26 protein-coding genes are annotated in these 23583 nt (G+C 70.2%); 16 read left to right on the top strand and 10 right to left on the bottom strand.

Going from position 1 to position 23583, the window contains the following annotated elements; translation table 11 throughout:
• Positions 1-135: 135 nt before the first annotated feature.
• Positions 136-1329, top strand: coding sequence for an RtcB family protein (locus tag OG828_RS21760; protein WP_328504910.1), 1194 nt, complete (start codon positions 136-138; stop codon positions 1327-1329).
• Positions 1330-1348: 19 nt separating this feature from the next.
• On the opposite strand, the gene OG828_RS21755 is transcribed toward OG828_RS21760, so the two are convergent.
• Together OG828_RS21755 and OG828_RS21750 are read right to left on the bottom strand one after the other, a co-directional pair.
• A complete protein-coding gene (locus OG828_RS21755; RefSeq protein ID WP_328359354.1) occupies positions 1349-1510 on the bottom strand; it encodes a hypothetical protein in 162 nt (53 codons plus the stop codon).
• Positions 1510-2277, bottom strand: coding sequence for an SDR family oxidoreductase (locus tag OG828_RS21750; RefSeq protein ID WP_328502056.1), 768 nt, complete (start codon positions 2275-2277; stop codon positions 1510-1512). The genes OG828_RS21755 and OG828_RS21750 overlap by 1 nt, the downstream gene beginning before the upstream one ends.
• A gap of 170 nt (positions 2278-2447) precedes the next feature.
• Here OG828_RS21750 and OG828_RS21745 point away from each other — a divergent pair, with 170 nt between their 5' ends.
• On the top strand, positions 2448-2885 hold the full coding sequence (locus OG828_RS21745) for an ester cyclase (RefSeq protein WP_328359348.1): 438 nt from the start codon (positions 2448-2450) through the stop codon (positions 2883-2885).
• Between the two features lie 40 nt (positions 2886-2925).
• Here the strand turns inward: OG828_RS21745 and OG828_RS21740 are convergent, their stop codons facing one another.
• Positions 2926-3261, bottom strand: a complete 336-nt coding sequence (locus tag OG828_RS21740) for a YnfA family protein (protein ID WP_210582489.1) — start codon at positions 3259-3261, stop codon at positions 2926-2928.
• A gap of 141 nt (positions 3262-3402) precedes the next feature.
• Here OG828_RS21740 and OG828_RS21735 point away from each other — a divergent pair, with 141 nt between their 5' ends.
• Both OG828_RS21735 and OG828_RS21730 read left to right on the top strand, forming a co-directional pair.
• Positions 3403-3858, top strand: coding sequence for a hypothetical protein (locus OG828_RS21735; protein ID WP_328502055.1), 456 nt, complete (start codon positions 3403-3405; stop codon positions 3856-3858).
• Between the two features lie 60 nt (positions 3859-3918).
• On the top strand, positions 3919-4398 hold the full coding sequence (locus OG828_RS21730) for a MarR family winged helix-turn-helix transcriptional regulator (protein ID WP_328439185.1): 480 nt from the start codon (positions 3919-3921) through the stop codon (positions 4396-4398).
• Positions 4399-4500: 102 nt separating this feature from the next.
• Here OG828_RS21730 and OG828_RS21725 read toward each other — a convergent pair whose 3' ends face one another.
• Positions 4501-4908, bottom strand: a complete 408-nt coding sequence (locus OG828_RS21725; protein WP_328502054.1) for a winged helix-turn-helix transcriptional regulator — start codon at positions 4906-4908, stop codon at positions 4501-4503.
• Positions 4909-5032: 124 nt separating this feature from the next.
• Between OG828_RS21725 and OG828_RS21720 the strand changes: the two genes are divergently transcribed.
• Positions 5033-5917, top strand: coding sequence for an NADP-dependent oxidoreductase (locus OG828_RS21720; protein ID WP_328502053.1), 885 nt, complete (start codon positions 5033-5035; stop codon positions 5915-5917).
• Positions 5918-5968: 51 nt separating this feature from the next.
• Here OG828_RS21720 and OG828_RS21715 read toward each other — a convergent pair whose 3' ends face one another.
• Complete coding sequence (locus tag OG828_RS21715; protein ID WP_328359329.1) at positions 5969-6511, bottom strand: GNAT family N-acetyltransferase; 543 nt, start codon at positions 6509-6511, stop codon at positions 5969-5971.
• A 50-nt stretch (positions 6512-6561) separates the two neighbouring features.
• Complete coding sequence (locus OG828_RS21710; RefSeq protein ID WP_328502052.1) at positions 6562-7971, bottom strand: MFS transporter; 1410 nt, start codon at positions 7969-7971, stop codon at positions 6562-6564.
• A gap of 117 nt (positions 7972-8088) precedes the next feature.
• Here OG828_RS21710 and OG828_RS21705 point away from each other — a divergent pair, with 117 nt between their 5' ends.
• The 5 genes from OG828_RS21705 (at position 8089) to OG828_RS21685 (ending at position 13369) form a co-directional block, all read left to right on the top strand.
• On the top strand, positions 8089-9174 hold the full coding sequence (locus OG828_RS21705) for an LLM class flavin-dependent oxidoreductase (protein WP_328439179.1): 1086 nt from the start codon (positions 8089-8091) through the stop codon (positions 9172-9174).
• Positions 9171-9758 (top strand): FMN reductase, encoded by a 588-nt coding sequence (locus OG828_RS21700; RefSeq protein ID WP_328439177.1) that lies wholly within the window; start codon positions 9171-9173, stop codon positions 9756-9758. Before OG828_RS21705 ends, OG828_RS21700 begins: the two co-directional genes overlap by 4 nt.
• Positions 9759-9843: 85 nt before the next feature.
• Positions 9844-10548, top strand: coding sequence for a response regulator transcription factor (locus tag OG828_RS21695; protein WP_328372045.1), 705 nt, complete (start codon positions 9844-9846; stop codon positions 10546-10548).
• A complete protein-coding gene (locus OG828_RS21690; protein WP_328502051.1) occupies positions 10549-11946 on the top strand; it encodes a HAMP domain-containing sensor histidine kinase in 1398 nt (465 codons plus the stop codon).
• Positions 11947-12085: 139 nt separating this feature from the next.
• Positions 12086-13369 (top strand): ArgE/DapE family deacylase, encoded by a 1284-nt coding sequence (locus OG828_RS21685; RefSeq protein WP_328502050.1) that lies wholly within the window; start codon positions 12086-12088, stop codon positions 13367-13369.
• Between the two features lie 42 nt (positions 13370-13411).
• On the opposite strand, the gene OG828_RS21680 is transcribed toward OG828_RS21685, so the two are convergent.
• Positions 13412-14374 carry a zinc-binding dehydrogenase gene (locus tag OG828_RS21680; RefSeq protein WP_328502049.1) on the bottom strand — a complete coding sequence of 321 codons (963 nt, stop codon included), beginning with the start codon at positions 14372-14374 and terminating at the stop codon, positions 13412-13414.
• Positions 14375-14508: 134 nt separating this feature from the next.
• On the opposite strand from OG828_RS21680, the gene OG828_RS21675 reads away from it, so the two are divergent.
• The 4 genes from OG828_RS21675 to OG828_RS21660 all read left to right on the top strand — a co-directional run bounded on the left by OG828_RS21675 (position 14509) and on the right by OG828_RS21660 (position 18116).
• Positions 14509-15153 carry a TetR/AcrR family transcriptional regulator gene (locus OG828_RS21675; RefSeq protein WP_328502048.1) on the top strand — a complete coding sequence of 215 codons (645 nt, stop codon included), beginning with the start codon at positions 14509-14511 and terminating at the stop codon, positions 15151-15153.
• Positions 15154-15302: 149 nt separating this feature from the next.
• Positions 15303-16604 (top strand): phytase, encoded by a 1302-nt coding sequence (locus OG828_RS21670; protein ID WP_328502047.1) that lies wholly within the window; start codon positions 15303-15305, stop codon positions 16602-16604.
• A 69-nt stretch (positions 16605-16673) separates the two neighbouring features.
• Positions 16674-17267: a DinB family protein gene (locus tag OG828_RS21665; protein ID WP_328502046.1), complete on the top strand. Its 594-nt coding sequence runs from the start codon at positions 16674-16676 to the stop codon at positions 17265-17267.
• Positions 17268-17399: 132 nt separating this feature from the next.
• Positions 17400-18116 carry a hypothetical protein gene (locus tag OG828_RS21660; protein WP_328502045.1) on the top strand — a complete coding sequence of 239 codons (717 nt, stop codon included), beginning with the start codon at positions 17400-17402 and terminating at the stop codon, positions 18114-18116.
• A gap of 61 nt (positions 18117-18177) precedes the next feature.
• On the opposite strand, the gene OG828_RS21655 is transcribed toward OG828_RS21660, so the two are convergent.
• Complete coding sequence (locus tag OG828_RS21655) at positions 18178-19203, bottom strand: Lrp/AsnC family transcriptional regulator (RefSeq protein ID WP_328502044.1); 1026 nt, start codon at positions 19201-19203, stop codon at positions 18178-18180.
• A gap of 125 nt (positions 19204-19328) precedes the next feature.
• Between OG828_RS21655 and OG828_RS21650 the strand changes: the two genes are divergently transcribed.
• Complete coding sequence (locus OG828_RS21650) at positions 19329-20882, top strand: AbgT family transporter (protein ID WP_328502043.1); 1554 nt, start codon at positions 19329-19331, stop codon at positions 20880-20882.
• A gap of 49 nt (positions 20883-20931) precedes the next feature.
• The gene (locus tag OG828_RS21645) at positions 20932-22113 is read left to right on the top strand and encodes a M20 family metallopeptidase (RefSeq protein ID WP_328359291.1); all 1182 of its coding nucleotides are present in this window, start codon (positions 20932-20934) and stop codon (positions 22111-22113) included.
• Positions 22114-22705: 592 nt separating this feature from the next.
• Here the strand turns inward: OG828_RS21645 and OG828_RS21640 are convergent.
• Entirely contained in the window at positions 22706-23266 is a 561-nt protein-coding gene (locus OG828_RS21640) for a hypothetical protein (RefSeq protein WP_328359288.1), read from the bottom strand.
• A 25-nt stretch (positions 23267-23291) separates the two neighbouring features.
• Positions 23292-23579, bottom strand: a complete 288-nt coding sequence (locus OG828_RS21635) for a hypothetical protein (RefSeq protein ID WP_328359285.1) — start codon at positions 23577-23579, stop codon at positions 23292-23294.
• Between the last annotated feature and the right edge of the window lie 4 nt (positions 23580-23583).

The raw sequence follows: 23583 nt of genomic DNA, 5'->3' as shown, positions 1-23583 counted from the left end.
GCGCGGGGGTGCCCGCTGGAGACAATGTCTATCGCACGCAACGCCGTGGACGCCGGTCCGTTGTCCCTTTCGTTGACCTTGGCGCTGGTTTTGCGATTAAAGACTTCTGTTGCACTTACGGGGATTGAGGACGATATGTCGTACGTGGAAATGCCGGGCGCGAAGGTTCCCATCCGCATGTGGACCGACCCGGCGACGGTCGACGAGGGCGCCCTCCAGCAACTGCGGAACGTGGCGACCCTGCCGTGGATCAAGGGGCTGGCGGTCATGCCGGACGTCCACTACGGGAAGGGCGCGACGGTCGGGTCCGTCATCGCGATGCGGGGGGCTGTCTGTCCTGCGGCGGTGGGGGTGGACATCGGGTGCGGGATGTCGGCGGTGCGGACGTCTCTGACGGCGAATGATCTGCCGGGGGATCTGTCTCGGCTGCGGTCGAAGATCGAGCAGGCCATTCCGGTGGGGCGGGGGATGCATGACGATCCCGTGGAGCCGGGGCGGTTCCATGGGTTCGCTACCTGGGGGTGGGATGACTTCTGGGGGCGGTTCGATGGGGTTGCCGAAGCGGTCAAATTCCGTCAGGAACGGGCCACAAAGCAGATGGGAACGCTCGGATCCGGAAATCACTTCACAGAAGTGTGCATAGGTGATGACGGATCGATCTGGCTCATGCTCCACTCCGGATCTCGGAACATCGGCAAGGAGCTGGCCGAGCACCACATCGGCGTGGCCCAGAAGCTTCCGCACAACCAGGGCCTGGTCGACCGTGACCTCGCCGTCTTCGTCGCGGACACCCCGCAGATGGCGGCGTACCGGAACGACCTGTTCTGGGCGCAGGAGTACGCGAAGTACAACCGCTCGATCATGATGGCGCTCCTGAAGGACGTGATCCGAAAGGAGTTCAAGAAGGCCAAGCCGGCCTTCGAGCCCGAGATCAGCGCGCACCACAATTACGTGGCCGAGGAGCGGTACGAGGGCATGGACCTGCTGGTGACCCGCAAGGGCGCGATCCGGGCCGGCTCTGGTGAGTACGGGATCATCCCGGGCTCGATGGGCACGGGTTCGTACATCGTGAAGGGCCTCGGAAACCCGCTGTCCTTCAACTCGGCCTCGCACGGCGCCGGTCGGCGCATGAGCCGCAACGCGGCCAAGCGGCGCTTCTCGACCAAGGACCTCGAGGAGCAGACGCGGGGCGTGGAGTGCCGTAAGGACTCCGGCGTTGTGGATGAGATTCCGGGTGCGTATAAGCCGATCGAGCAGGTCATCGATCAGCAGCGGGACCTCGTCGAGGTGGTGGCGAAGCTCAAGCAGGTCGTCTGTGTGAAGGGCTGACGGAGCAGGGCAGCCCTTCTCACTTCGCGTGCGTCACCGCGTAGATCATTACGAAGGCGACGATGTGGATGCCGAAGAGGAAGTAGGCGAGGTAGTACCAGACGATGCGTTCGCGTTTCTTTTCCAGGGCCAGTTGGCGCTGTTCGCGGTCGTGTTGCTCGGATTTTTCCTCTTCCGGCATCACGACTCCCTGTGCACCTTGGTGTTGGAGGCCTGGGCGCGGGGGCGGACGATGAGGAGGTCGATGTTCACGTGGCTGGGGCGGGTTACCGTCCAGGTGATCGTGTCGGCCACGTCGTCGGCCGTGAGGGGCTCCGCTACGCCCTCGTAGACCTTTTCCGCCTTCTGCTCGTCGCCGTCGAAGCGGGTCAGGGCGAATTCGTCGGTCTTGACCATGCCGGGGGCGATTTCGATGACGCGGACCGGGCGGCCGACGATTTCGAGGCGGAGGGTTTCGGCGAGGACGTGGGCGCCGTGCTTGGCGGCTACGTAGCCCGCGCCGCCTTCGTATGTCGCGTGGCCTGCCGTGGACGAAATCACCACCACCGTACCGTCGCCGCTCGCCTCCAGTTTCGGGAGGAGAGCCTGGGTGAGGTTGAGCGTGCCGATGACGTTCGTTTCGTACATCTGGCGCCAATCCGCCGGGTCGCCGGTCGCTACCGGGTCGGCGCCCAGTGCGCCGCCCGCGTTGTTGATGAGGACGCCGATCTTCTGGAAGGCGCTCGCGAACTCGTCGACCGACTCGCGGTCCGTGACGTCGAGGGCGTATGCCGTGGCCGAGTGGCCTGACTGGTTGATCTCCTCGGCCAGTGCCTCGATGCGGTCCTTGCGGCGGGCGGTGAGGACGACGCGGTAGCCCGCGGCCGCCAGCTGCCGTGCCGTCGCGGCGCCGATTCCGCTGCTGGCACCGGTGATGACGGCGATACGGGACGCGGCGGCGGGGGTCATACGGCAGCTCCAGAGGGGCGAGAGGGGTGGTTCGTGGTTCGTATGCGTGTGCCTCCGGCCAGGATAGGCGGGGGGCGGGCAGTGGCCGGGTGCCGTTCGAGGGGCGGGACTGTGGCACTCGGGCGGACAATGAAAGCGGGTGGTCCTCTCCCGAGTCAGGAGGTGGATCCATGGGTGAGGCTCGTGACGTGATGGACCGGCTGACGGACGCTGTCACCGGTTCGCCGGACCTCAAGGCGCTTGCCGAGATCTATGCGGAGGACGCGGTCGCGATCACGCCGGACGGCGGGGAGATCCACGGGCGTGACCACATCGTCGAGTACTGGCGTCAGATGACGGACGCGGTGCCTGACGGGACGTTCGAGACGGTGTATGCGTACGAGGTCGGGGACACCGCCATCGATGAAGGGTTCTTCAGCGGGAAGAACACCGGTCCTGTTCAGCTGTCGTCCGGGGAGTCTCTGCCTGCGACGCAGAAGGAGATCAGGATCCGCGGGGTGGATTTCGCGACGGTGCGGGACGGCCGGATCGTCAGTTATCGGCTCTACTTCGATCAGATGGAGTTCCTGGAGCAGCTCGGGCTGCTGCCCGACGAGCTGTCGGCCTGAGGTCTCGGTCTCGACCTTCGTACGTCAATTACTGCCTCCGTCACTCCCCGCGCGGCGCATACATGATCACCGCCATGCCCGCGAGGCAGATCAGTGCGCCCGCGATGTCCCAGCGGTCCGGGCGGTAGCCGTCGGCGACCATGCCCCAGGCGATCGAACCGGCGACGAAGATGCCGCCGTATGCCGCGAGGATGCGGCCGAAGTGGGCGTCGGGCTGGAAGGTGGCGACGAAGCCGTAGGCGCCGAGGGCGAGGACGCCGCCGCCGATCCAGAGCCAGCCGCGGTGCTCGCGCAGGCCCTGCCAGACCAGCCAGGCGCCGCCGATCTCGAGGAGCGCGGCGGCGACGAAGAGGGCGGCGGAGCGGAGGATGAGCATGTCGGCAGCTTCGCACGGCCGTTTCCGTGCCCGCTCCGTGCCCGTTTCCGTGCCCGCGTCACCTGATGGACGGCGCCTGCGGCTCGCTCCGCGTGGGATACATCCGTACAACCACGGACCGCGGAGTGAGGAGTCGGCTGGATGAGAACGACGCGGGTGCTGGCGGCGTGCGGTGCCGCCCTGATGATGATCGGCGGCGGGGCCTCGCTCGCCGTCGCCGGTTCCGGTCCGGAGGCCGGTCTCGCCTATCACGGTGCCGCGTCCCTGGCCGCGGGCCGGGTCGACGTACGGTTCACGCCGCGCAACGACGGGACGTCCGCCGTGCCCGCCACGTCGGTGCGGTTGGCCTGGTCGGAGCCGCTCGCCGACCGGCAGACGCTGCCGGACGGGTGTGCGCCCTCGGGGGACCGGGCGGTGCTGTGCCGGGTGGGGGCGCTGGCCGCGAAGGGGGTGGGCAAGCCGGTCAGTCTGCGGGTGCAGTTGCGGGAGGTGCCGTCGGAGGTGCTGCTGGAGATCGGCACGGTGGCGGAAGCCGGCCAGGGCAGCGGACCACAGCGGGTGCTGGTCCTGGACAGCGGGGACGAGTACTACTTCTAGATGTGCGGCGACTGCTGCGTCGTACGATCTCTGCACGACGCAGACGAAAGGGCGGGCGGGATGACGGGCGAGGGCGATGCGCGGGCGCGGCTGCTCGAGGAGCTGTCCGCGGTGTCCCGCCGCTATATGGCCTCGTACGCGCTGTTCAATCAGGCCGTCGCCGACCGTCTCGGCCTGCACCCCACCGATCTGCAGTGTCTGAATCTGCTCACGCTGGAGGGCGGTCCGGTGACGACGGGCCGGATCGCGGAGCTGACGGGGCTGACGACCGGGTCGGCGACGCGGCTGGTGGACCGGCTGGAGCGGGCGGGGTACGTGGTCCGGGAGCGGGACGCGGGGGACCGGCGGCGGGTGCTGGTGGCGACCGTGCCGGAGAAGAGTGCCGAGTTCGGGCGGATGTGGGAGCGGCTGAGTGGTGGCTGGTCGGCTCTCTTCGACGATCTGGACGATGCCGAACTCGCCCTGATCATCGGGCATATGAGGCGGACGGTGGAGTTCAGCGGGGAGCAGATCGCGCGGCTGCGGGCCGAGAAGGCCTAAGCGCTCCGCTGGAATTCGGTGCACTGTCTGCGGGTGCGTCGTGGCTGGTCGCGCAGTTCCCCGCGCCCCTTCGGGGCGCTGCCGGACCCGCTTATGACGGGTCTAGGCGCTCTCGCTCTCCTCGTCGTACCGTTCCCGTGCCTCGTGGACCTGTTCGATGTGGGTCTCCGCCCAGTCCTTCACCGCGGTGAGCATGTGGGACAGGCTGGCGCCGAGCGGGGTGAGTTCGTAGTCGACGCGGACGGGGACGGACGGGGTGACCGTGCGGGCGACGAGGCCGTCGCGTTCCAGTGAGCGCAGGGTCTGGGTGAGCATCTTGGGGCTCACTCCGGCGATCTTGCGGCTGAGGTCGCTGTAGCGCATGGGTCCGTTGGAGAGGGCGGCGAGGACCAGGCAGACCCACTTGTCGCTGATGCGGTCGAGGAGCTGGTGGGTGGGGCAGCCGCGGAGGAACGCGTCGTATTCCATGCGTGCTTCTTCGCGTCGCTGGGCCGCGGTCTTGGTCGCCATGGCTCACCTCGGGGGTATGTACGCACCTTCAGGTAACTACTTACCAGAAGATAGTAGCTCTTCCTAGGGTTGTTGCAGCAGAGGAGATACCTCTACGGACAGTGACATCTAGGAGTTATCAGTCATGCGAGCTGCTGTGGTGACGACGTTCGGCGGACCCGAGGCCGTGGAGGTCGTGGAGACCGAGGTACCGGAGCCGGGTGCGCGGCAGGTGCGGATCAAGGTGGCGGCGGCAGCGCTCAACCCTGTGGACGCGGGCGTGCGCTCGGGTGTCTTCGGTGGCGCGGGTGAGCGGCTCGGCTTCGGCTGGGACGTCGCCGGGACCGTCGACGCGATCGGCGAGGGGAGCGCGTGGAGCGTCGGCGACGAGGTGGTGGCCCTGCACCACGGCCCGGTGAAGCCGCTGGGTACGCACGCCGAGTACGTCGTCGTCGACACGGACGCGGTGGCGAAGGCGCCGGAAGGTGTGGATGCTGTCCACGCCGCGACACTTCCGCTGAACGCCCTGGCCGCCGCACAGGCCCTGGAATTCCTGGAGTTGACGCCGGATCAGTCCCTGCTGGTGACCGGCGCCGCGGGCGCGCTCGGCGGGTATGCGATCCAACTCGCCGCGCACCGGCGGCTGTCGGTGACCGCGCTGGCCCGGGAGAAGGACGAGGAGCTCGTACGGTCCCTGGGGGCGGCCCACTTCACGGCCGGCGACGGGGACGGCTTCGACGCCGTACTCGACGCGGCGGTCATCGGAGAGGCGGCCCTTGCGCGGGTGCGGGACGGGGGCGCGTACATGGGCGTCATCCCGAATGCCGCACCGGCTTCCGTGCGGGGGGTTCGGGTCGGTGAGGTGGGCGTCCTTGCCGATGGGGCGCGGCTGGCGGAGCTGGTCCGGCTGGTGGAGGAGGGGGTGCTGACCCTCCGCGTCGCCGAGACGTACGCGCTGGACGAGGCGGCCAAGGCGCACGCCCGGCTGGCGGAGGGCGGGGTGCGGGGGCGGATCGTGCTGGTTCCTTGAGGGGCCGTGGGCTTCTTGCCCGTCCGCGTCCCTGGCTGCACGGAGAGCTGACTAGTTCTTCGAGTCCGGCTTCCACTCCTGGACGAGGAGCCCGAGCAGCACCTCGTCCAGGAACTCGCCCATCACCCAGGCCGCGGAGCGCAGCGCGCCCTCGCGGACGAAGCCGTTGCGTTCGGCGGAGCGCAGCATCGCGACGTTGTCCGACAGCGTCTCGATCTGCAGCCGGTGCAGGCTGCGCACGACGAAGCCGTAGTGGCACAGCACCGCGACGACGTCGGTGCCGTAGCCCTTGCCGCGGGCGGACGGCAGCAGTCCGAGCCCGACGTGCGCGGACCGGTTGTGGGTGTCGATGCCCCACAGCGTCGCGGTGCCGATCAGGGTGTCGCCCTCCAGTTCCACCACGGAGAACGGGACGTGCCCCTGTTCCTTGTCGTCCACCACGAACGGCGACTCCGTCGAGCCGGGCGTGATCGGCCGCCACGGCCTGTTTGTGGCCCGCGTGGCGTTGGCCACGTCGTCGGCGAGCTCCGCCTGGAGGATCGGGACGTCGTCCTCGTGCCGGGCCCTGAGCCCCACCTTGCTGCCTCTGAGCATGTGAGCTTCCTATCCGACCGGGTCGGCCGGCGGCAATCCAATATGCCCGTCTAATGCCCTTGCCCCGCAGGCGCCTTGCGCGGCAGCAGCCCCACAAGGGGCAGGCATACGGCGATGGCGGCGGCGACCACGACGAGGCTGAGGGTGGTGGCGTGGGCGTCGCCGTCGCCGGACGCCTTGAAGTACACGGTCGTCACCGCCGCCGCCCCGATCGCGTTGGCCAGCTGCTGCACCGCGCTCAGTGAGCCGCTCGCGCTGCCCGACTCCTCCGTGGAGATGTCGCCGATGGTGATGTCGTAGACCGTGCCGAAGCAGGTGCCCATGCCGAGGCCGATGACCAGCAGGGGCGGGACGAGGGGCCAGGTGCCGGTCTCGTCGGTCAGGAGGGCGAGCCAGCCGCAGCCCAGCAGGATGATCACCAGGCCGGTGAGGACCAGGCGGCGGCCGAGGGTGTGGATCAGCTGGTAGCAGGCGATGGACGCGATGACGATCCCGATGGACAGGGGGATCAGGCCCAGTGCGGTGCCCGCGGGTGAGCGGCCGAGGCCCTGCTGGAGGTGGAGGGAGATGACGTAGAGGAGTCCCGCGGTCGCGGCGAAGACGACGATGCCGAGGGTCAGGCCCGAGGTGAAGCCGCGGTCCCGGAGGAGGGACGGCTTCAGGAGCGGGTTCGGGGCCGTGCGCTGGCGGTGGCAGAAGGCGGCGAACAGGGCGAGGCCGAGCAGGAGGAGGGCCAGGGGGCGAGTGGTCCAGCCGTTCGTGGACCCGTCGATGAGGCCGCCGAGCAGGCCGAGCATCGCGGCTGCGAGGAGGGTGGAGCCGGGGCCGTCGACGGCGACCGTGCGGTCGCCGGTGTCGCGGGGCAGCAGGCGTACGGCGGCCAGCAGGGCGCCGCCGCCCAGCAGCAGGTTGATCAGGAACATCGTGCGCCAGCCGAGGCCCGCTATGTCCGCGTCGACGAGGAAGCCGGCGAGGATCGGGCCGCCGACCGCGGACAGGCCCATCACCGGCCCGAACAGGCTGAACGCCTTGCCGATCTGGTCGCGGGGCCAGGTCGCGCCGAGGATTCCGAAGCCCTGCGGGATGACGAGCGCGCCGAACGCGCCCTGGGCGAGGCGGGCGACGACCAGGAACTCCGGGGTGGGGGCCAGTCCGCAGGCCAGGGATGCGATGACGAATCCGGTGAGGCCGATCAGGAACAGCCTGCGGCGGCCGTACTTGTCGCCCAGCCGTCCGCCGGGGACGAGGAGCACGCCGAGCGCGAGGGCGTAGGAGGCGCCGAGCCACTGGATCAGGCCGGCGCCGCCGCCGAGGTCCGCGGTGATGGTGGGGGCGGCGATGTTGGTGATGGTGGCGTCGAGGAGGTCGAGGACGTCGGCGGCGAGGACGACGGCGAGGATCGCCCAGCGGGTGCGGGCGGGGAGAGAAGGTTCCTTTGCGTCATGCAGTATCTGTGTCACGCAGATAAATGTGCCGAGTGGTGGTCGTGGCCGTCAAGCTGATTAAGGAATAGGGGGAGCGGCGGGGTCGTTCGACGGTATAGTTGAACGGTCAACAACTTTGGAGGATGAGCGACCATGCAGTTCGGGATCTTCAGCGTCGGCGATGTCACGCCGGACCCGACGAACGGCCGTACGCCGACCGAGCGTGAGCGGATCAAGGCCATGGTCGCCATCGCGCTGAAGGCCGAGGAGGTGGGCCTCGACGTCTTCGCGACCGGTGAGCACCACAACCCGCCGTTCGTGCCGTCGTCGCCGACGACGATGCTCGGCTATATCGCGGCGCGGACCGAGAGGCTGGTCCTCTCCACCTCCACCACCCTGATCACCACCAACGACCCGGTGAAGATCGCCGAGGACTTCGCGATGCTCCAGCACCTGGCCGACGGCCGGGTGGACCTGATGATGGGCCGCGGCAACACCGGGCCGGTCTACCCCTGGTTCGGGCAGGACATCCGCCAGGGCATCAACCTCGCCATCGAGAACTACGCGCTCCTGCACCGGCTGTGGCGCGAGGACGTCGTGAACTGGGAGGGGAAGTTCCGTACGCCGCTGCAGGGCTTCACCTCCACGCCCCGGCCGCTGGACGGCGTACCGCCCTTCGTCTGGCACGGCTCCATCCGCTCGCCCGAGATCGCCGAGCAGGCCGCGTACTACGGCGACGGCTTCTTCCACAACAACATCTTCTGGCCGGCCGACCACACCAAGCAGATGGTCGAGCTGTACCGGACCCGGTACGCCCACTACGGGCACGGCACGCCCGAGCAGGCGATCGTGGGTCTGGGCGGGCAGGTGTTCATGCGGCGCAACTCGCAGGACGCGGTACGGGAGTTCCGGCCGTACTTCGACAACGCGCCGGTGTACGGGCACGGCCCGTCGCTCGAGGACTTCACCGAGCAGACCCCGCTCACCGTCGGGTCGCCGCAGCAGGTGATCGAGAAGACGCTGGGCTTCCGCGAGTACGCCGGGGACTACCAGCGCCAGTTGTTTCTGATGGACCACGCCGGGCTGCCGCTGAAGACCGTCCTCGAGCAGATCGACATGCTGGGCGAGGAGGTCGTGCCGGTGCTCAGGAAGGAGTTCGCGGCGGGGCGCTCCGCGAGTATGCCGGACGCGCCGACCCACGCTTCCCTCAAGGCAGCTCAGGAGGTGACCACCGTATGAAGCTCGTCGTCGTGTCGGCGGGGCTGAGTGTCCCGTCGTCCACCCGGTTGCTGGGCGACCGGCTGGCCGCGGCGGTGGCACAGGCCTCCGCCGTCGACGTCCAGGTCGTCGAACTGCGCGAACTCGCCGTCGAGATCGCGCACAACTTCACCAACGGGTTCGCGGGACAGCGGCTCTCCGCCGCGATCGACGCCGTGACCGGGGCGGACGGGCTGATCGTCGTCACGCCCGTGTTCTCGGCGTCGTACAGCGGACTCTTCAAGTCCTTCTTCGACGTGATCGACCCGGACGCGCTCGCGGGCAAGCCGGTGCTGATCGCCGCGACCGGCGGTACGGCCCGGCACTCCCTGGTCCTGGAGCACGCCCTGCGTCCCCTTTTCTCCTATCTGCGGGCCATCGTCGTCCCGACCGGCGTGTACGCCGCGTCCGAGGACTGGGGCGCGGAGGGCCTGGACGGGCGGATCGAGCGGGCGGCGGGGGAGCTGGCGGGGCTGATGACCGGGGCCCCGAAGGCCGCGCGGCCTGCCGCGGACGAGATCGTTCCGTTCGAGCAGCAGCTCGCCGCGTTGCGTCCGGCAGGGTGAGACGTTCGTAAGAACGATCGCCGGGGGCCGCTCATCAGGTCGTACGATCCCCGCCCTTTGCCACTATGGACGGGTGCCCCACACTGTGCTGCTCGCTGAAGACGACCGCGCCATCCGTCACGCCCTGGAACGGGCCCTGACTCTGGAGGGCTACCAGGTCACCGCGGTCGCCGACGGGGTGGAGGCGCTGGCGCAGGCGCATCGCACGCCACCGGACGTGCTGGTGCTGGATGTGATGATGCCGGGGATCGACGGCCTCCAGGTGTGCCGGGTGCTGCGGGCGGAGGGCGACCGGACGCCGATCCTGATGCTGACGGCGCTGGTGGAGACGCAGGACCGGATCGCGGGACTGGACGCCGGCGCCGACGACTATGTCGTCAAGCCGTTCGACGTCGAGGAGGTCTTCGCGAGGCTGCGGGCGCTGCTGCGCAGGACCGGCACGGCCCCCGTCGAGGTCCCGGCGAAAGCCGCGGAGCCGCAGCTTCCACCCCGGCTCCTCGAAGCCGCCGGGCTGCGGATGGACGTACAGGCGCGGCGGGCGTGGCGCGGGCCGCGGGAGCTGGAGCTGACGCGCACCGAGTTCGAGCTGCTGGAACTGCTGGTGCGCAACGCGGGCATCGTGCTCGACCACTCCACGATCTACGACCGTATCTGGGGCTACGACTTCGGGCCCGGCTCCAAGAATCTCGCCGTGTACGTCGGCTACCTGCGGCGCAAGCTCGACGAGCCGGGTGCGCCGCAGCTGATCCACACGGTGCGGGGCGTGGGTTACGTGCTGCGGGAGGACTGAGTGGTCCGGCCCCGGCGGCTGAGGCTGCTGTCGCTGCGGACGACGTTCGCGGTGTCGTTCGCGGCCGTGACCGCCGCGGTCACCGTCCTGGTCGGCATCCTGTCGTACAGCGCCGCCGCCCGGCTCGTGCGCGTGGACCAGCAGTCCGTGTTCGACGAGGTCGTGCAGGATCTGCAGGGCACGTTGCGGCAGGAGCGGATGACGACGGAGGACTTCTCGTCGTCGGAGCCCGGGCATGATCTCGTACGGCCCGCCCGGACCGATGTCCAGGTGCTGGGTCCTGACGGTGCCGTGGTCGACCCCGGGCGTCCCGGGCTGCCCGTCACCGACGCCGACCGGCGCATCGCCGCCCGCGCCACCGCCGGGGCGCTGACCGAGCACGCGGACGTCGACGTCGGGGACGACGTGTACCGGATCGCGACCGTCGCGCTCGGCGGCGGGCGGGGCGCGGTGCAGGTGGCGCAGGAGTTCAGCGACACGGAGGATCTGCTGCGGGCGCTGCAGCAGCGGACGTTGATCCTGATGGCGGCGGTCGTCGTCGGCGCGGGGCTGTTCGGCTGGTGGCTGGCCCGTCGTATCACCCGCCGGCTCGTCATCCTCACCTCCGCCGCGGAGGACGTCGCCCGCACGCGCCGGCTCGGCATCCAGGTCCCCGTCACCGGCTACGACGAGGTGGGCCGCCTCGGTCGCGCCTTCGACCGCATGCTGGGGCGGCTCGCCCAGTCCGAGGAGGACCAGCGGCGGCTGGTGCAGGACGCGGGGCATGAGCTGCGGACGCCGCTGACGTCGCTGCGTACGAATATTTCTCTGTTGCGGCGGATCGATGAGCTGCCTGCGGGGACGCGGGACGAGCTGGTCGCGGATCTGGGGCAGGAGGCGCGTGAACTGACCGATCTTGTCAATGAGTTGGTGGATCTGGCGGCCGGGCAGTCGGACACGGAGCCGCCGCAGCGGGTCGATCTCGCCGATGTCGCCGAGGATGTGGCCGGGCTGGCGCGGCGGCGTACCGGGCGGGAGATCGTCGTGCGGGCGAGTGGGGATACGGCGACGGACGGGCGGCCGGGGATGCTGCAACGGGCCCTGTCGAATCTTGTGGAGAACGCGGCGAAGTTCGATCGGGAGGGGGTGGCGCCGATCGAGATCGTGGTTTCCGGGCCTGCGCGGGCCGGCGCGATCCGGGTGGAGGTTCTTGATCGGGGGGCGGGTATTGCTGATGAGGATCTGATGCGGATTTTTGATCGGTTCTATCGGGCTGCGGATGCGCGGTCCCTGCCGGGGTCGGGGCTGGGGTTGTCGATCGTGCGGGAGGTGGCGTTGGCGCATGGGGGTGCGCCGTTTGCCTATCGGCGGGAGGGGGGTGGGTCGGTTATCGGGTTCACGGTGGGTGGGGGTGCCTAGTAGCTCGGGGGCTTCTGTGGTTTGGCGGGTGCGGGTTTTATGTGGTTGATCGCGCCCACGCGGCGGAGCCGCATATTGAACACAGCCCCGCGCCCCTGGCGGGGCGCTGACTCCTCCCTGCGTGGAAAGGATCCGCCTCGTGTTGAGTCACGAAGAAGCTCTGGTGCTCTCGGAGATCGATGAGGCTGCTGTTGCTCGGACGTTGCTTGAGTTGATCGCTGTTCCGAGTGTTACCGGGAGTGCGGCTGAGTCGGAGCTTCAGCATCAGCTTGCGCGGCGGTTGGAGCGGCTCGGGATGGATGTTGACCTGTGGCCGTTGGATTTGGGCGCGCTGATGGCGCATCCCGAGTTTCCGGGGGCGGAGGCTGCGCGGGACGAGGCGTGGGGGCTGGTCGGGCGGACCGCGGACGGGGGTGACGGGCCGGTCTTCGTGTTGCAGGGGCATGTTGATGTCGTGCCGGCGGGGGATCCGGCCGCGTGGGAGGGGGATCCGTTCGTGCCGCGGGTCACCGGTGGTCTGGTGCATGGGCGCGGGGCCTGTGACATGAAGGCCGGGCTGGCGGCGCACCTTGCTGTGCTGGGGGCGATACGGGCCAGCGGGGTGAGGTTGTGCGGGCAGGTCGCCGCGCACTTCGTGGTGGGGGAGGAGGACGGTGGGCTCGGTGCGTTCGGGACGTTGCAGCGGGGGTATCGCGGGGACGTATGTGTCATCGGTGAGCCGACCGCCGGGACTCTGGTCACCGCGAACGCGGGTGCGTTGACGTTCCGTATTGCGGTGCCCGGCTTGGCGGCGCATGCGAGTTCGCGGGAGCGGGGCGTCAGCGCGATCGATGCGTACGTGACCTTGCACGGGGCGCTGGCCGAGCTGGAGGCCGGCCGCAACACCGGCCCCGACCCGCTCATGGCCGAGTACCCCATCCCGTACGCCCTCTCCGTCGGCACCCTCCACGCCGGCGACTGGGCGAGCAGCGTGCCCGATCTGCTCGTCGCCGAGGGGCGGTTGGGGGTGCGGCTGGGTGAGGATCCGGCTGACGCGAGGGCCTCCCTGGAACGCCGCGTCGCCGAGGTGTGCGCCGCCGATCCCTGGCTGCGGGACCATCCGGCGACGGTGACGTGGCCGGGCGGGCAGTTCGCGAGCGGGCGGCTGTTGCCGGGGCATCCCCTTCCGGAGGTGATCCGGGCCGCCTACGCCGACTCGGTCGGCGGTGACTCGGGGCTGCGGGAGCGCGGGGCGCCGTACGGCAGCGATCTGCGGCTGTATTCCGGTGCCGGGGTGCCGACCTTGCAGTACGGGCCGGGGGACATCGCGGTGGCGCACAGTGCGGGGGAGCACGTGTCGGTGCGTGAAGTGGTGGAGGTGGCGCGGACGTTGGCGGTGACGGTGTTGCGGACGGTCGGTACGAAGGGGGCCGTGGGCGGTTGATGGGGCGTACCAGATACCGCGCGAACTCCGCTCCCGCCTGGCTCAGGGAGCCAGCACGACCCTGCCGAACACCCTGCCCGCGTCCATCTCGTGGTGGGCCAGTGCGGCCTTGTCCAGCGGGAGCACCTCGTGCACGACCGTGCGCAGGTCTCCGTGGGCGACAGCGGCGAACTGGGACGACCGGACGGCCTGCCGGTCGGGGCCGGGCACGGTGTCCAGGCTGAAGGTGGCGAACGACAGCGAGCTGCGGAAGGCGTCGATCAGCCGCATGCCGAAGTCCGCGGGCGGCTGCCCGGCGACCACGCCGACCGCCACATACCGCCCGTTGGGGTTCAGCCGGTCCAGGAACCGGGGAAGCTGGGGACCGCCCACGACATCGATCACCACGTCGAAGCCCGACGGTGCGTCCGGGCCGCCCTCGCCGGAGCGGTCGAGGACATGGGTCGCGCCCAGGTCCCGCAGGCGGGCGCCACGCTCCGGGGAGGAGGTGGTGACCGCCACCGCGCCCGCACCGCCCCTGGCCGCGAGCTGGACCGCGGTGATCCCGATGCTGCCCGCCGCACCGCGCACGAGCACCGTCTCGCCGGGCGCGACACGGGCGCGGTCCAGGGCGAAGTGGGCGACCGCGCCGGAGCTGCCGAGCGTCACCGCGTCCGCGCCGGTCATGCCGTCGGGCAGCGGTAGGACGTCCTCGACCGAGGCGACGGCCTGCTCGGCGTACCCGCCGGACAGGCCGGTGAACGCCCACACCCGCCGCCCCATCCACGAGGCGTCCACGCCCTCTCCCACCGCGGTGACGGTCCCCGCCACCTCGCTGCCGAGGAGATGACCCTCCCGGAAGCCGAGCCCGGCGAGCGTTCCCCGGCGGATCACGGCGTCCACGCCGCCCACCCCGATCGCCTCCGTGACGATCCCCACCTGCCCCGGGGCAGGGACGGGCACCGGCAGGTCGACGACCTCCAGACCATCGGGGTTTCCGAACTCCCTGATCACGACGGCTTTCATCCCGGCTCCTCGAGGTGGTGAACGTACAGGTCGCAGGAGCTGCGTACGGGGTGGCATCACCCATCACCCCGCACCCATCACCCGTCGTCGGACCGTAACGGACGCCCCCGTCCGTTTGGCTAAAGTGAGAGGCCATGACCGACCGTTTGCCTCACCCTGTGCGCTCCGACGCCCGCGACAACCGGGCCCGCATCCTGGAGGCCGCCCGCGCGGTGTTCGGCGAGGAGGGCCTTGACGCGCCCATGCGTGAGGTCGCCCGGCAGTCGGGCGTCGGCCCGGCCACGCTGTACCGGCACTTCCCGACCAAGCGGGAACTGATCGAGGAGACCTACGCCGAGCAGTGGCGCGCCTGCCAGGCCGCCGTCCGCGATGCCCTCGCGGACTCGGACCCGTGGCACGGACTCCGGAGCCTGATCGAGCGGATCTGCGAACTCCACGCGCACAGCCGGGGGTTCGCCGACGCCTTCACGGCGGCCTTCCCCGAGACCATGGATTTTGACGCCGACCGAGAGCGGACCGCACGCGCGGTCGCCGAACTTGCCCGCCGCGCCCAGGAGACCGGTCAGCTGCGCCCCGGCTTCGTCGTCGACGACCTGACCCTGATGCTCATGGCCCACCGTGGAGTCCAGGACCTGCCGTGGCCCGCCCGGCTCACGGCTTCCCGCCGCTTCGCCGCCTACATGATCGAGGCGTTCCGTGCCACGCCGGAGACGGGAGCGCCCGCGCCGCTGCCGCCGGCTCCACGCCTGCCGCTCGCGCACTCGCCCAGCACGCCGTAGATCCGTCGCCGGAGAAGGGGTACGACGGCGGCGGTCCGTGTACCGCGAGCCTCGTGCGACTCCTCCCGGACAGGTCACGTCCCTCTGGGCGCCAACTTCCCCGCCCACCATCGGCATGTCCTTGACACCCCTGACGTAAGGAAGCGCCCGTGAGAACGACGCCCCGCGCCGCACGCAGAGCCGCCGCCCTCGCCGCCGGTACCGCACTGGCCACCCTCCTCGCGGCGTCCCCCGCGGGGGCGGACGCCGAGTTGCCGGTGGTGACCGCGCGCAGCGAGTCCGCGCCGCTCTTCGACGACGAGGCCGGCCAGAACTCCGACGCGGACGACCCGGCGATCTGGCGGAACCCCGCCGACCCCGGGCGCAGCCTCGTCATGGCGACCGCCAAGGAGGGCGGGCTGCGGGTCTACGACCTGGGCGCGCGCCTGGTGCAGTCGATCGCCGCGCCGAAGCCGCCGTCGGCGGACGACGCGCCCGGCCGGTACAACAACGTCGACCTCGTCACCGGCCTGCGCACCTCGTCCGGCCGGGCCGATGTCGCGGTGGTCAGCGACCGCGGCAACGACCGGCTGCGGATCTACCGCATCGACGCCTCCCGCCCGGGCGCCCCGCTGACCGACATCACCGACCCGGCCGCCGCCCCGGTGTTCTCCGCCGACCAGAGCGAGATCAACGACCAGCGCACCGCGTACGGTCTCGGCACCTGGAAGGACAAGGCCAGCGGCCGTACGTACGCCCTGGTCAGCCAACGTGAGCGCACCCGCCTCGCGCTCCTCGAACTCGTCCCGGCCGCGAACGGCAAGGTCGGCTACCGCAAGGTCCGCACCCTCGACCTCCCCTCCTCCTTCCGCCTCCCGAACGGCACCACCTGGACCCCCTGCCTGGAGCCCGGCGAACTCCCGCAGGTCGAGGGCATGGTCGTCGACCCGGCCACCGGCACGCTGTACGCCGGCCAGGAGGACATCGGCATCTGGCGGCTGCGCGCCGACCTCACTGGCAGGCCCGTCCTGATCGACAGGACCAAGGAGTACGGCGTCCCGGGCACGTACGACGAGGAGACCGAGGAGTGCACGCCGGGCGCCGACCCCGGCTACGGCGGCGAGCACCTGTCGGCCGACGTCGAGGGCCTGACGCTGTTCGAGGAGCGGGACGGCGACGGCTACCTCCTCGCCTCCAGCCAGGGCGACAACACCTTCGCCCTGTACGACCGTGAAATCGGCGACGCCAACGAGTACGAGGGCGGGTTCAAGGTCGGCGCCGCGTCCTCGACGCTGGACAGCGTGGAGGAGTGCGACGGCGCCGCCATCCTCAACGCCCCGCTGGGCAGCCGCTATCCGCGCGGTCTGCTCGTCGTCCAGGACGGCGAGGAGACGCCGGGCGTGGAGGACCGTACGGCCACCGGCTTCAAGTTCGTCGATCTGGGTGCGGTGGTGGACGCGGCGGACATGTAGGTCGCGCGTCGTGAGGTCGCGTACGGAAAAGCCGGTGAACGGAGATCGCGTGCGCAGCAGACTGGCCCCATGACCGCATCCGACGCCAAAGCCGACCTTCACTTCTATCTGCAGTCCGCCCGTGATGCCCTGCTCTGGAAGCTCGAAGGGCTCTCGGAGTACGGCATCCGCCGCCCGCACACGCCGACCGGCACGAACCTGCTGGGCCTGGTGAAACACGTGGCCACGGTGGAACTCGGGTATCTCGGCGACACATTCGGACGGCCCTCCGGTGAGGCGCTGCCGTGGGTCGAGGAGGGTGCCGAGGCGAACGCGGACATGTGGGCCACCGCCGACGAGTCACGCGAGCAGATCGTGGGCCTGTATCGCCGGGCGTGGGCACACGCGGACGCGACGATCGACGCGCTGCCGCTGGACACGGTCGGCAAGGTGCCGTGGTGGCCCAGCGGCAGGGACGAGGTGACGCTGCACCACGCCGTGGTGCGCGTCATCGCCGACACCCACCGGCATGCCGGGCACGCCGACATCATCCGGGAACTCACGGACGGTGCCGTCGGCATGAACAAGGGCAACGACAACATGCCGCCGGGTGATTCGGCCTGGTGGGAGAAGCACCGGAGCCGACTGGAGCGGGCGGCGCGGGATGCCGAGCGGGGCGCGTGACGGGATCGGGGCGGGGGCCATTCAACCGGTTCAACAGGTTCAACGGGAGGGTGAGGTTCCGTGTTCGACGCTCGAAGCAGGGCTGACGCTCGGTCCGGGAGGGGTCCCGTGCGCTTCCGGTAGACATCTGTCGTGAGCAGCCTCCCGAACGTCCGCCGGACCCCCGGAGCCGTGATGCGGAAGCAAGCCCCCTTGTTCGTCGTCGGCATCCTCGCCCTCACCACGCTGACCGCGTGCGGCACCGAGAGCGGCACAGAGGGCCGCACCGAGACCGTCACCGGCACTGAGACGGGGCCGAAAACGGCGAGCAGCGCGCCCTCCACCCCCACCTCCACCCCGTCGGCCCGCTCCTCCTCCCCGCCCGACTCGCAGGCAGACATCCGCCCGACCACCTCCGCACGCGAGGGCGACTGCGTCGGCGCCGAAGGTCCCGGTCAGGGCGGTGAGGTCTGGGTGGTCGACTGCGCCCACCGCAACGCGGTCGCCCGGGTGACGAGGCTCGTGCCGAACGGCAAGTCGGACCTCTGCATCAAGGACGACTACACCGGCTTCGACTTCCGCAACGACAAACCCAGCCTGTGCCTGATGATCTACGGCAAGGAGGGCGACTGCTACAGCGGCTTCGACGTCCGTACGCCCATCGGACCGCGGGTGCCGTGCAACGACCCGAAAGCCTTGCTTCGTCTCGAGCGGATCATCAAGGGCGACGGCCGTGACACCTGCCGTCAGATCACCCCGTACGGCGATCCGAACGCGGCCGCCCTCTTCTACAGCGACGCACCTGACTTCGCCGCGGGGCCCGGCACGTTCCGCGACCTCACGTACTGTCTGACCTCGCCGGACTCGTAGGCGGAGCTCAGCGGACCAGTTCGGCGGGCTTGGTGGCCTTGCCTCGGCTGATGCCTGGCACTCACAGCAGTGTCGGTGCGTGGAATGCGCCGAGTCCGGCGGTCAGGTCGCGGTCCAGCCAGTATCGGCGTGGCTCGGCGAGCATGACGTCGACGCTGACGGTGAGGATGCCGGGGATCCTGGCCAGCTCGTGGTCGATGAAGTGCGCCACGGCGGAGCGGTCGGTGACCAGGCCGGTGGCGAGTACGGACATGTCGCTGGCGACGTGTGCGGCGAGCCGGGTTTGCGGGAGCCGGTCGATACGGCGCATGACGTCGGGGGTCTCGCCGGGGGCGACCCGGAGCCGGAGGATGAACGGGGTCTCGAAGCCGAGCCATTCCGAGACGATCTCCAGGCGCGGTTTGACCCATCCCTCGTCGAGGACCCGGCGTACGACGCGGTGCGCGGTGGAGGTGGCCAGGCCGGCGGCCCGGGCGATGCTCGCGGCGGATGCGCGGCTGTCCTGCATCAGCTGGGCGACGACGGTGCGTTCGGCCTCGCTGAGCGGTTTGGCGGGCGGTGTCGCGGTCGCGGTGCCCTCGGGGCGGGCGCCGGCGAGTTCCAGCAGCTCTGCCGTCTCGGTGTCGGTGAGGAACTGAGGGTCCCAGGTGTGGCCCCGGCGATGGGTGCTGAGGGCGGGCAGGGCTTTGACGCGGCGCACGCCGGGGACGGAGAACATCCGGTCGATCGCCTCGCTGGTGGCCGCCTCGGAGGGGGCGTGGACGACGGCGTAGAGGGGGTGGTCGCCGGAGATCTGCGCCAGGAGCTGGAGGTGGGGCAGGTCCTGGAGCCGGCGCAGGACGGCGAGCGGGGTTTCGCCGGTGATGTCCAGGAAGACGTGGACCGGCATCGCCGTGGAGTGCATGCCCCAGTCCGCCTGCCCGATCACGCGGACCATCCGGGCCTCGTACAGGCGGTCGTAACGGCGCTTCAGCGTGCTGGCGTCGGCGGACAGGATCCCGCCGATGTCGTCCCAGGTGGCCCGGGGTGCCAGGTGCAGCGCACCGATGAGGCGCCGGTCGAGATCGTCGAGGAGGGGGCGGGTCATAGTGCCTCACCTTAGACTGCCGAAGCTTGCCGGTTAATCCCGCTGTTACGTCTAGGGGCTAGAGAATCTCTCATTCGACTGCCATTGTTCGCAGGAACATCCCTCAGATGCACGAAGAGGTACCGATGAGTGCCACCGCGATCCCGCCCCAGCCGACCGAGCCACAGTCGAGAGTCCTGCGCGCCGCGTTCCGCGCCTTCGCGGGGATCGAGAAGGTCGGCAACAAACTGCCCAACCCGTTCTGGCTGTTCTGGATCCTCGCGGGGGTCGTCGCCGTCCTCAGCGCCGTACTGGCGGCGGCCGGCGTCAGCGCCGTGCACCCCGGCACGGACGAGACCATCAAGGTGGAGAACCTGCTCAGCAGGGACGGCATCACCATGGCCGTCGAGGGAGCCGTCGACAACTTCGCGGCCTTCCCGCCGCTGGCCACCATCCTCACCGTGATGTTCGGCATCGCCGTCGCCGAGAAGAGCGGACTGTTCTCGGCCCTGCTGCGCCGGATGGTCGCGCGGGTGCCGGGCAAGTACCTGACCTTCGCCCTGTCGATGACGGCCATGGTCAGCCATGTCGCCGGTGACGCCGCCTACGTCACCCTCATCCCGCTCGGCGCACTCGTCTTCCGCGCGGCGGGCCGCAGCCCGGTGCTCGGCTGCATCGTCGCCTACGTCTCGATCTCCGCCGGCTACGACGCCTCGCCGTCCCTCACCACCACCGACGTACTGCTGTCCGGGATCTCCACCGCCGCAGCCCACACCATCGACGCGGACTACGTGGTCACCCCCGTGGCCAACTACTTCTTCGGGCTCGCCTCGTCGGTCCTCGTGGCCCTGGTGATCACGCTCGTCGTCGACAAGGTCCTCGCCCGCCGTACGGACCTGGAGCCCGACGAGCCGGTCGCCGCACTGAACGCCGACGAGCGGGAGGCGATCGAGGTCACCGAGCAGCAGCGCCGCGCTCTGCGGGTGACCGGGCTGGTCGCCCTGGGCTTCATCGCGTTCCTGGTGGCGGCGATGATCCCTTCGTCCTCACCGCTGCGCGGCGAGCACGGCGGCATCGTCGACTCCTCGCTGATCGGCGGGATGGCGCTCGTCCTGGGCCTGTTCTTCGCCGTGCTCGGCACCGTCTACGGCCGGATGACCGGTACGTTCTCCGCCTCCCGCGACATCATCGCCGCGATGGTCGACGGCACCCGCTCGATGGCCCCGATCCTCGTCCTGTTCTTCGCGATCTCGCAGTTCCTCGCCTACTTCAAGTGGACGAACATCGGCGACATCCTCGCCGTGAAGGGTGCCGAGACGCTGCGGGACCTGGACACGAGCGGCTGGACCGTGCTGGTCGGCGTCGCCGTGCTGATCACGTTCATGAACCTCGTGATCACCAGTGGCTCCGCGCTGTGGGCCCTGGCCGCCCCCGTCCTCGTACCCATGCTGATGCTCATCGGCATCGAGCCCGAGACCACCCAGGCCGTCTACCGCGTCGCCGACTCGGTCACCAACTGCGTCACCCCGATGAGCCCGTACTTCGTGATGGCCCTCGGCTTCATCCAGCAACACAAGAAGTCCGCCGGCATCGGCACCCTCGCCTCCTTCACGATCCCCATCGCCGCCGTCGTCTGGATCGTCTGGGTCGCGTTCTTCGTGGCCTGGTACCTGCTGGGCATCCCCTTCGGCATCAGCTGACCCCGCATCATCCGCAAGCCCCCCACACCGTCGTACGAGAAAGCAGATCATGACCGCATCGCCCGCCGCCGCCCTCACCACCCGTGCCCAGGAGGTCTCGTCGGAGATCGTCACCGACATCCTGACCCTGGTCCGCCACGAGACCAGCAGCTACGACCTGCCCGCCCTCGCCGCGGGCCTGGACCTCCTGCGCGAACTGGCCGTCCACCGACTCGGCCGGCCCGACCACGAACAGCGCCACCCCGGCGGCGAGTGCGGCGACACCCTCACCCTCACCTACACCGGCACCGGCCCCGGGCACGTCGCCCTCGTCGGCCACTACGACACCGTATGGCCGACCGGCACCCTCGCCGGATGGGAGCAGCCGTCGGTGGAATCCGGCGGCCGGGCGAAGCTCAGCGGGCCGGGCATCTTCGACATGAAGACCGGCCTGGCACAGGGCATCTGGGCCCTGAAGCTCGCCCGCGAGAGCGGCGCCCCGCTCCCCACCGTCACCTTCCTCTTCAACGGCGACGAGGAGACCGGCTCCCTCTCCTCCCGTCCGGTCATCGAGGCGGTCGCCCAGAAGGCCGACGTCACGCTGGTGCTGGAGCCGACAGCGCACGGTGCGGTCAAGACCGCCCGCAAGGGCTCCGGGATCTTCAAGGTCACCGCCACGGGCGTCGAGGCACACGCCGGGCTCGCGCCGCAGGACGGGGCGAGCGCGATCACCGCGCTGTCCGAGTTCGTCCTCGCCGCCGCGGCCGTCGCCGCCCCCGGGAGGGGTACGACGATCAACACCGGGCTCATCAGCGGCGGTTCGGCCACCAACGTCGTCGCCGGACAGGCCACCGCGAGCATCGACATCCGGGTCAGCAGCGAGGCCGAACAGGACCGCGTCGACGCCGAGTTCGACGCCATCAAGGTCAGCGACCCCCGCGTCCGCATCGACATCGACCACGCCTGGAACCGCCCGCCGATGACCCTCAACGCCGCCTCCGCCCCCCTCCTCGACCTCGCCCGCGACGTCGCCCGCGCACAGGGCCGCGACCACCTGCCCGACGCCGCCGTCGGCGGCGCCAGCGACGCCAACTTCGTCGCCGCCCTCGGCCTGCCGGTCCTGTGCGGCCTGGGCGCGATCGGCGACGGCGCCCACGCCCAGGGCGAATTCATCCACCCCGACACCGTCCCCGCCCAGACCGCCCTGGTCGCGGGCCTGCTGGGACGACTGGCGGATCCACTGCACGGCTGAGCAGCGCCCCCTCCATGCCGGCCGACGGCGGCACCGGCACCGGTCCGGCTAGCTGCTCGTACGCCGCCCGCAGGCGCACATCAGTGAAAGAAACCCGAGGTCAGGGCCACACCAAGCAATACGGCCGGTGTCCGGCCTCGTGCAGCCTGTGGCTGAGGTCCTGCCACTCATGCAGCGATTGGGAGGGGCGGGGTGCTGACCTGGGGTCTCGCAGGGGAATGTGCGTTGACCTGAGGAAACTGCTCTCCGTAGTTCTCACGGATTTTGCTTGATCCCGATAGTGACGGCTGATGCTCTACCGTCCGCTCACGCATCGCGCACGCATGCCGGCCATCTGGCCGGCTGTGTCTTACGTCAGCACAGACCCATGGTGGGAGCGTCGGAACGTCGTGGTCTCGGGTGGTCTCGAAGGGCCTTGCGGAGGGTGCCGGCTCCCAGACAGCTCCCAAGGAGACCAGTCATTCGGGCGGTGGTCAGTCTGCGGTTCCATGCGTTCTCCGCGGCTCGGCGTCGAAGCGTGTCGATGTTGTCAGTGCGGAGGGCTTCGACCTGGACACGGCTGAGTTCTGTGCCCGCCCGCCCCGGCGCTCGCTCACCGGACGGGCCCGCGCGCCCAGACCTCGCGGCCCGACGTGTCCGCGCCCGGCCCCGTGGCGGGCAGTTGCTTCCAGCCCCAGGTACGGAGGAGTTCCCTGATCCCGGCTGCGTCCCTGTCCCGGTCCAGACCGGCCACCACCAGGTCCTTGGGGAGGCGGGAGAGCAGCAGGTCCCCGAGGCGGGTCGCGACACCGCGGCGGCGGAGCGCGGGCAGCACCATCAGCTCGGTGAGCGCGAACACTCGCCCGGACGCGGTGAGTTCCTCCGTCTCAGGCGTCACCTCGACGGGGAAGTCGGCCCACCACGCCCCGTCGCGCTCCAGACGGTACCCGTAGGCGCAGCCGACGAGGCCGGTCGCGTCGGCGACGGCCATGTCGAAACCGTCGTGGTGCACGTGCTGCTCGAAGCGGCGCAGGAACCCCTTCCGGTCCCGGTACTCGGCCCCGGCGGCGCCGCGGTACGCCGTGACGTACACATCGGCGACGGCCTCCCGCTGCTGTTCGGCCTGCCACCGGGTGAGCCTGCGCAGATACACCTCGGCCATCCGGACTCCCATCGCGATCCCTTCGACGCGGCCCAGCTCAGTGGGCCTGTTTGTGCGTGGTGCGGTCACGGCGGCGGCGCGACGGGAACCGCCCGCGGCCCCCGTCGCGATGGTCGTGCCGGTCGGCCGGGGCGACCGGCGGGGGAGGCTGGGGAGGCGGCGTACCGGCGTTCCCCGGCTCGGCGGGGGCCTGGTGGCCGGGCAGGGAGGGGCTGTACGTACGCAAGGCGATCCTTTCGGCGTGCTGTGTGTCGAGGCGGTGGATCACATATGCGGCGACGGCGATCAGCACCAGGAAGGCGGCTGCGGTGGATGCGGCGTCCATGGCG

It is taken from the genome of Streptomyces sp. NBC_00457, from assembly GCF_036014015.1.
Lineage (GTDB): Bacteria > Actinomycetota > Actinomycetes > Streptomycetales > Streptomycetaceae > Streptomyces.
The sequence above is the reverse complement of the archived record's forward strand: the minus strand, read 5'-3'. Positions and strand labels throughout refer to the sequence as shown.